7 protein-coding genes and 1 pseudogene are annotated in these 7,612 nt (G+C 71.6%); all 8 read right to left on the minus strand.

All coding sequences use genetic code 11. The features are described 5' to 3' along the window. Positions 1-125: 125 nt before the first annotated feature. Positions 126-944 (minus strand): ribonuclease III, encoded by an 819-nt coding sequence (gene rnc / locus B7767_RS22965; RefSeq protein WP_085573856.1) that lies wholly within the window; start codon positions 942-944, stop codon positions 126-128. 19 nt (positions 945-963) lie between these two features. Beyond that, positions 964-1,137 (minus strand): 50S ribosomal protein L32, encoded by a 174-nt coding sequence (gene rpmF, locus B7767_RS22970; RefSeq protein WP_003951102.1) that lies wholly within the window; start codon positions 1,135-1,137, stop codon positions 964-966. Positions 1,138-1,139: 2 nt separating this feature from the next. Then, the gene (locus B7767_RS22975; protein WP_085573857.1) at positions 1,140-1,784 is read right to left on the minus strand and encodes a DUF177 domain-containing protein; all 645 of its coding nucleotides are present in this window, start codon (positions 1,782-1,784) and stop codon (positions 1,140-1,142) included. Positions 1,785-1,912: 128 nt separating this feature from the next. Further along, positions 1,913-3,001 (minus strand): ATP synthase F0 subunit B, encoded by a 1,089-nt coding sequence (locus B7767_RS22980; protein ID WP_085573858.1) that lies wholly within the window; start codon positions 2,999-3,001, stop codon positions 1,913-1,915. Positions 3,002-3,098: 97 nt separating this feature from the next. Beyond that, positions 3,099-3,578: a pantetheine-phosphate adenylyltransferase gene (gene coaD, locus B7767_RS22985; protein ID WP_179167249.1), complete on the minus strand. Its 480-nt coding sequence runs from the start codon at positions 3,576-3,578 to the stop codon at positions 3,099-3,101. Between the two features lie 26 nt (positions 3,579-3,604). Continuing rightward, positions 3,605-4,192 carry a 16S rRNA (guanine(966)-N(2))-methyltransferase RsmD gene (gene rsmD, locus B7767_RS22990; protein WP_085573860.1) on the minus strand — a complete coding sequence of 196 codons (588 nt, stop codon included), beginning with the start codon at positions 4,190-4,192 and terminating at the stop codon, positions 3,605-3,607. Between the two features lie 160 nt (positions 4,193-4,352). After that, on the minus strand, positions 4,353-6,560 hold the full coding sequence (recG, locus tag B7767_RS22995) for an ATP-dependent DNA helicase RecG (protein ID WP_085573861.1): 2,208 nt from the start codon (positions 6,558-6,560) through the stop codon (positions 4,353-4,355). Positions 6,561-6,587: 27 nt separating this feature from the next. Further along, positions 6,588-7,612 (minus strand): annotated as a pseudogene (locus tag B7767_RS23000) (dihydroxyacetone kinase); the annotation flags it as partial.

Raw genomic sequence — 7,612 nt, forward strand, 5'->3', positions numbered from 1 at the left:
CCGCGCGCGGGGTCCCGTCGCGTCGAGGCCGTCCGTCCGGCTCCGGCCCGGACGGCCGGACAGGCTCTGGCGCCGCGAGCGCCCGCCCCCGGTCCGGGGGCGGGCGCTCGGGTCGCGCTGTTCTTTCAGGCGGAGGCCGACGGGGCGTCGGCGCTCTTCCCGGAGGCATCGGCTTCGGCGGTCCGGACGACCTCCTCGGCCTCCGCCGCCGCCTTGGCTCGCTCGTCCGCCGCGGCCCGGATGGACCGCCACGCGGACTCGGCGGCCTGCTGCTCCGCCTCCTTCTTGCTGCGGCCGGTGCCGGTGCCGTACGAGACGCCTCCGACGCGGGCGGCAGCAGTGAAGGTCTTCTCGTGATCGGGGCCGGTCTCCGTGACCAGGTACTCGGGCACGCCGAGTCCTTCGGTCGCGGTGAGCTCCTGGAGACTGGTCTTCCAGTCCAGGCCGGCTCCGAGGTTCGAGGACTTCTCGATCAGCGGGTCGAACAGGCGGTGCACCAGTTCGGAGGCCGCGTCGAGACCCTGGTCGAGATAGACGGCGCCGATCACCGCTTCCAGGGTGTCGGCGAGGATGGACGCCTTGTCCCGGCCGCCCGTGCCCTCTTCACCGCGGCCGAGCCGGATGAAGGAGCCCAGTTCGAGCCCACGGCCCACCTCCGCCAGCGCACGCGAGTTGACCACCGCGGCCCGCAGCTTGGCCAGCTGGCCTTCGGGCAGGTCGGGGTGGGTGTTGTACAGCGTGTCCGTGACGACGAGGCCGAGCACGGAGTCCCCGAGGAACTCCAGCCGCTCGTTCGTCGGCAGACCGCCGTTCTCGTACGCGTAGGAACGGTGGGTCAGCGCACGCACCAGAAGGGCGGACTCGAGCTTGTAGCCGAGCCGCCCTTCCAGAAGCGTGTGGGACGAGGCCTGGTGGTCCGCTGAGTTCTTCTTCGGCGTCGACACAGTGCCTCTCACCAGCCGCTCAGACCTCGAGGACCTGGCGCTTGTTGTAAGTGCCGCAAGACGGGCACGCGATGTGCTGCTGCTTGGGCTCGTGGCAGCGCTCGCACGCAACCAGGGTGGGGACCGCAGCCTTCCACTGCGACCGGCGGTGGCGCGTGTTGCTGCGCGACATCTTCCGCTTCGGAACAGCCACGGCTACTTCTCCTGCTTCTCGTCGACGCCCGGTTCGGCGCCGCTCATCTCGTCCTTCTCGCCGTCCGACATGGTGCCGGCGAGTCCCTGCAAAGCCGCCCAACGGATGTCGACGGCATCGTGGTGGTGGTCCGGGTCGTCAGCGAGCCGTGCTCCGCACTCGGAGCACAGACCTGGGCAGTCTTCCCGGCACACCGGCTGCATCGGCAGTGCGAGCACCACCGCATCACGCAGCACAGGCTCGAGGTCGAACAGACCGTCCTCGAGAAAGAGCCTGTCCTCGTCGTCCTCGGCGTCGTCGCCCGGCTCCGCGATCACGCGGCCCCGGTCGTCGGCGTCAGGGTACGAGAACATCTCCTGGAAGTCCGCTTCGAGCTCCTGCTCCAGCGGCTCCAGACACCTTACGCACTCCCCCTCGGCCTTGGCACGGGCGGTGCCTGTGACGAGCACACCTTCCATGACCGACTCGAGCCGGAGTTCCAGCTCCACCGGGGCGCCTTCCGGCACTCCGATGACGTCCTTGATCCCGAAGTCCTGGGGAGCGTCGACCGTGCGGGTCAGGCGCTGCAGCGCACCGGGCCGCCGCCCCAGCTCGTGCGTGTCGAACACGAGGGGGTTGCGGTGGTCGAGGCGGGCGTTCAGGGCCATTCCTGCTTTCGGTCTTCGTGCTCAGAGATATCACTGCCCCGCGATGTTCCCGGGCAGCGTGGATCGCGGACGTAAGCGCGACCGAAGAGCCAGGATACTGGACCTTTCGCTCTCGGCCCAATCCGCCCTTACAGACCCCGCTCGCGTTCGTAGGCCCGCAACTGCTCGGGCGTGATCATGCTGGTGTCGAAGAGGCTGGTCTCGTCCAGGGCGTAGCCCTGCTGCGCCTGCTGGTCGTGTCCGGCCTGCTGCCCCTGGTTCGGGTCGTACACCTGCCCCTGCGCGTCGTAGCCCTGGTAGGCGGCGGCGTACGGGTCGGCCTGCTGGACGGGGTCACCTCCCGCCGGAGCGTAGCCGGAGGCGGGGGTGTAGACGTCCTGCTGGTAGCCGTAGGCGTCCTGCGGGGCGCCGTACTCCTGCTGGTAGCCGTAAGCGGGCTCCGGCTGGGCGTAGGCCTGCTGCTGCGGCTCGGCCCGCCTGACCGGGGCGGCGTCCTGCTCGGCGAGGGACGCGAGGTCGGCGAGGTAGTCGGCGTCGCTGGAGTGCTGGACGGTCGTCGGGTCGTCGGCGAGGGCGCCGAGGTCGTCGCTGGCGATCCGGCCGTGCAGCTTCTGCCGGCCCTTCCCGACCGCCTCCAGGGTCTTGGCGAGGACCGCCTCGAAGGCGCCGAGCTTGACGTCGACGTACTCGTCGGCGCTGCGGCGCAGGGTCTCCGGGTCGTGGCTGCGCTCGGGGGCGTCCTCGTCCTCGTAGCCCTGCTCGTCGAGGCCGGGGCCGGTGCCGAGCAGCTTCTCGCGGCCGCGGCCGACCGAGCCGAGCGTCTTGGTGAGGACGACCTCGAAGTTGGCCAGCTTGGAGTCGACGTAGTCGTCGGCCTCCGCGCGGACCTCCTCGGCCTCCTTGCGGGCCTCCTCGAGGATCCGGTCGGCCTCGGACTGGGAGCGGCGGGCGATCTCCGTGTCGGAGATCAGGGAGCCGCGCTGCGCGTGCGCGCCCTCGATGATCCGCTCGGCCTCCCGGCGGGCCTGCTCGACCATCTGCTCCCGGCCGCCGATCAGTTCCTCGGCCTGCGCGAGGGAGTCGGGCAGCGCCGCGCGCACCTCTTCGAGCATCGAGAGCAGTTCGGCGCGGTTGACCACGCACGAGGCCGACATGGGCATCGACCGGGCACTGGAGACCGCGGCGACGATCTCGTCCAGCTTCTTCTGCACGTCCACCGTGTGCTCGCCACTCCCTACAGCTGTGTTGGAGACGGACGGGACGACTGTACGGCCATGGGGCGCCCGGTGGACACCGGGCGGCCGGTACGGACGGTCAGTCCCGGCCCAGGCGTTCGGTGAGGGCCGTCAGGACCTCCGGCGGCACCAGGTGGGCGACGTCGCCGCCCCAGGCCGCGACCTCCTTGACGAGCGAGGAGGACAGGAAGCTGTAGGTGGGGTTGGTGGGGACGAAGAGGGTCTCCACGCCCGAGAGGCCGTTGTTCATCTGGGCCATCTGCAGTTCGTAGTCGAAGTCGCTGACCGCGCGCAGCCCCTTGACGATGGCGGGGATGTCGCGCTGCTTGCAGAAGTCGACGAGCAGGCCGTGGAAGGCCTCGACGCGGACGTTGCCGTACTCGGCGGTGACCCGGCGGATCAGGTCGATCCGCTCCTCGATCTCGAACAGGCCCTTCTTGGACTGGTTGATCATCACCGCGACGTAGACCTCGTCGTACAGCCGGGAGGCCCGGGCGATGATGTCGAGGTGTCCGTTGGTGATCGGGTCGAACGACCCGGGGCATACGGCGCGGCGCACTTGTGATCCCTCGCTCTCCGGTCCGGTCATCGTGCGTCTTCGCACGTAGAGGCGGCGCGACCGTACCAAAACGTTCCCTCGCCGTAGCGGCGGGCCCGGATCCCCTCGAAGCCGGGCGGCCAGGTGAACTCCCCGCCTCGGGTGCTGCGCTCCACGGTGACGAGGGCTTCTTCGGCGAGCCAGCCCCCCGAGCGGAGTGTGAGCAGAATCTCGCGGAGATCGTCGTCCGAGACGGCGTAGGGCGGGTCGAGGAAGACGATGTCGTACGGCCCGTGCGGGGGCGCGTTGCGGATGATCTGTTCCGCTTTGCCGGATCCGACCTCGGCGCCGGGGAGTCCGAGCGACTTCACGTTCTCCCGGACCGTGCGGACGGCGCGGGCGTCGGCCTCCACGAGCAGGACGTGTCCGGCGCCGCGGGACAGGGCCTCCAGGCCGACGGCGCCGGAGCCGGCGTACAGGTCGAGGACGCGTTCGCCGTCCAACGGGCCGCCGAGCAGGGACTGCCAGGTGGAGAAGAGGCCTTCGCGTGCGCGGTCGGAGGTGGGGCGGGTTCGGTTTCCCTGCGGGACGGCTAGGAGGCGTCCGCCGGCCTTGCCGGCGATCACGCGGGTCATCTGGGGTCCTTGGTCGTGGGGTGCGTTCTGTTCAGTCTGGCAGGAGGGAGTGCGGGGTGCCTTGTGCGGTGCGGCGGGTGCGGGCACGTCGTGGTTCTCGCGCCCGCGCGGCGGAGCCGCGTTTCGATACGGTCCCGCGCCCCTTTCGCGGCGCTGCCGCTCAGCCCTTCTCCAAGTACTGTTCCCTCTCCTCGTCCAGGAGGGCGTCCAGGGCCGTTCGCAGGGCGGGGAGCCCGGTCAGGTCCGGGTCGGCGCTCACCACCGCCACCGCTTCCTCCCTCGCCTCGGCGATGATCTCCTCGTCGTCGATGACGGCGAGCATGCGCAGGCTGGAACGGGTGCCGGACTGGGCCTGGCCCAGGACGTCGCCCTCGCGGCGCTGCTCCAGGTCGATGCGGGAGAGTTCGAAGCCGTCGAGGGTGGCGGCGACGGCGTTCAGCCGCTGTCGGGCCGCGCTCGCCTCGGGCATCTCGGTGACCAGCAGACACAGGCCCGGGGCCGAGCCGCGGCCGACCCGGCCGCGCAGCTGGTGGAGCTGGGAGACACCGAAGCGGTCGGCGTCCATGATCACCATCGCGGTGGCGTTGGGGACGTTGACACCGACCTCGATGACGGTGGTGGCGACCAGGACGTCGGCCTCGCCGGCGGCGAAGCGGCGCATGACGGCGTCCTTGTCGTCGGGCTGCATGCGCCCGTGCAGGACCTCGACCCGGAGCCCTTGCAGCGGCCCTTTCGCGAGCTGTTCCGCGATGTCGAGGACGGCGAGCGGGGGCCGCTTCTCCGCCTCGTCCTCGGGGGACTTCTTCCTGCCGGCCTTCTTCGGGTCGTCCTCCTCGTCACCGATGCGCGGGCAGACCACGTACGCCTGGTGGCCGTTCGCGACCTCCTCGCGGACCCGCTCCCAGGCACGGGCGAGGAAGTGCGGCTTGTCGGCGGCCGGTACGACATGGCTGGCGATGGGAGAGCGGCCGGCCGGGAGCTGGTCGAGGACGGAGGTCTCCAGGTCGCCGAAGACCGTCATCGCGACCGTGCGCGGGATGGGGGTGGCGGTCATGACGAGCAGGTGCGGGGGGTGTTTGCCCTTGCCGCGCAGGGCGTCGCGCTGCTCCACACCGAAGCGGTGCTGTTCGTCGACCACGACCAGGCCCAGGTCGTGGAACTTCACCTTGTCCTCGATCAGCGCGTGCGTGCCGATGACGACGCCGGCCTCGCCGGTGGCCAGGTCGAGCAGCGCGTGGCGCCGCGCCGCCGCCCCCATGGACCCGGTGAGCAGCACCACCTTGGTGGCGGTCTCCGCTCCCCCGAGCATCCCTCCTTCGGCCAGCTCCCCCATCATCTCGGTGACCGACCGGTGGTGCTGCTGGGCGAGCACCTCGGTGGGCGCGAGCATCGCCGCCTGCCCGCCCGCGTCGACGACGGCGAGCATCGCGCGCAGGGCGACCATCGTCTTGCCCGACCCCACTTCGCCCTGGAGCAGGCGGTGCATGGGGTGTTCGGTGGCGAGGTCGGTGAAGATCTCGGCGGAGACCTTCTGCTGCCCCTCGGTGAGGGTGAAGGGGAGGCGGTCGTCGAAGGCGGCGAGGAGGCCGTCCGGCCTGGGGCGGCGGGCCACGGCGGGGAGCTGCGCGTCGGCGTGGCGGCGGCGGGCGAGGGCGACCTGGAGGACGAAGGCCTCGTCCCATTTGAGGCGGGCGCGGGCGTCCTCGATGTCCGCCTTGGTGTGCGGGCGGTGGATCTTCAGCAGGGCCTCGGGGAGGGTGGCCAGCCCGCGGCCCGCGCGGAGGGACTCCGGGAGCGGGTCGACGGCCTCCTGGGCACTGGGCAGGACCGTCTGGAGCGCCTTGCCGATCTTCCAGGACTCCAGCTTGGCGGTGGCGGGGTAGATCGGGATGAGGGCGCCGGCCCAGGTCTCGACCGTCTCCTCGGTGTCACCGCGCAGCAACTCGTACGCGGGATGGGCGAGTTGGAGGCGACGGTTGAAGACGGAGACCTTCCCGGCGAACATCGCGCGGGTGCCCGGCAGGAGTTCCTTGTGCGGTTTGTGGACTCCGGCGCCGAAGAAGACCAGTTGCAGCCGGCCGCTGCCGTCCGTGATGGTCACCTCCAGGCGCTGGCCCTTGCCGCGCGGGGCCTTGGCGGAGGCGAAGGTGTGCAGGCGGGCGTCGGCGACCTGGGCGACCACCGTGACGTGCTCGTCCATGGGGAGGTCGGCGAGGTGGGTGAGCTGGCCGCGCTCCTCGTATCTGCGCGGGTAGTGGTGCAGGAGGTCGCCCACGGTGTGCAGGCCGAGGTGCTCGGCCATCACCTTCGCGGTGGCGGGGCCGAGCACTTTCTTCAGTGGTTCTTCCAGTGCGGGCACGGCATCCATTGGACACCACACCACTGACAACGGACGTCACTCCACCCCGATGAGCAGCAGGGCACCCTGCCTGCCGCCGTGGTACACCACCGTGTCGACGGCGAGGTAGCCCTCGCGGACGCGGGTCTCCAGGTGGGCGGCGACGGATTCGGGAGCGTCGTCGCCGAGGACCAGGGTGACCAGTTCGCCGCCGGCCGCGAGCATGCGGTCGAGGACGGCCTCCGCGGTGGCCGTGAGGTCCTGCCCGATCACGGCCACGTCCCCGTCGACCAGGCCGAGGACGTCCCCGGCCTGGCAGATGCCCGCCATGGTCCATGACTGGCGCTCGGCGACGGTGACCTCGGCGTAGCGGGTCGCGCCCGCCGCCGACGTCATCGACACCACGTCCTCGTCGAAGCGGCGCTCCGGCTCGTGCACCGCGAGCGCCGCGATGCCCTGGACCGCGGAGCGGGTCGGGATGAGGGCCACCCGGACGCCCTCCGCCCGGACCTGCTCGGCCGCCGCGGCGGCGGTGTGGCGCAGGTCGGCGTCGTTGGGCAGCAGCACCACCTCCCGCGCGTGCGCGCGCCGTACGGCCTGGACGAGTTCACCGCTGGCGGGCGGCTCCCCGGGACGGGCGAGCACGGTCGTCGCGCCCGCCTCGGCGTACAGCCCCGCCAGACCCTCTCCGGGCACCACGGCCACGACGGCCCGCTGAGCGCGTTCCCCGGGCGCCGTCGGCTCCGCGCCGGTGGTGTGGACGTCCCCCGCTCCGAAGTGGGTGATCCGGATGCGGTACGGCCGTCCGGCCTCGACCCCGGCCTCCACGGCGGCGCCCGCGTCGTCGACGTGCACATGGACGTTCCACAGTCCGTCCCCGCCGACCACCACGAGCGAGTCGCCCAGCGCGTCGAGCCGGTCGCGCAGCCGCGCGACGGCCGCGTCCCCGGCCTCCAGCAGATAGATCACCTCGAAGGCCGGGCCGCCGGCCCCCGGCACGGCCCCGGCGTCGGCGCACTCACCGGGTCCGGCGGGCCCCTGGGGGAGACCTCCACGCGCCTGCGCGCGCGTGTGGCGCCGCG

The sequence above is a fragment of the Streptomyces sp. 13-12-16 genome, from assembly GCF_002114215.1.
GTDB lineage: Bacteria > Actinomycetota > Actinomycetes > Streptomycetales > Streptomycetaceae > Streptomyces.

What these genes read in the sequence shown, in the direction of transcription:
- B7767_RS22975 (WP_085573857.1), bottom strand. Translation starts at nt 1,784, where the DNA reads ATGGCCCTGAACGCCCGCCTCGACCACCGCAACCCCCTCGTGTTCGAC.
- rsmD (WP_085573860.1), bottom strand. Translation starts at nt 4,192, where the DNA reads ATGACCCGCGTGATCGCCGGCAAGGCCGGCGGACGCCTCCTAGCCGTC.
- recG (WP_085573861.1), bottom strand. Translation starts at nt 6,560, where the DNA reads ATGGATGCCGTGCCCGCACTGGAAGAACCACTGAAGAAAGTGCTCGGC.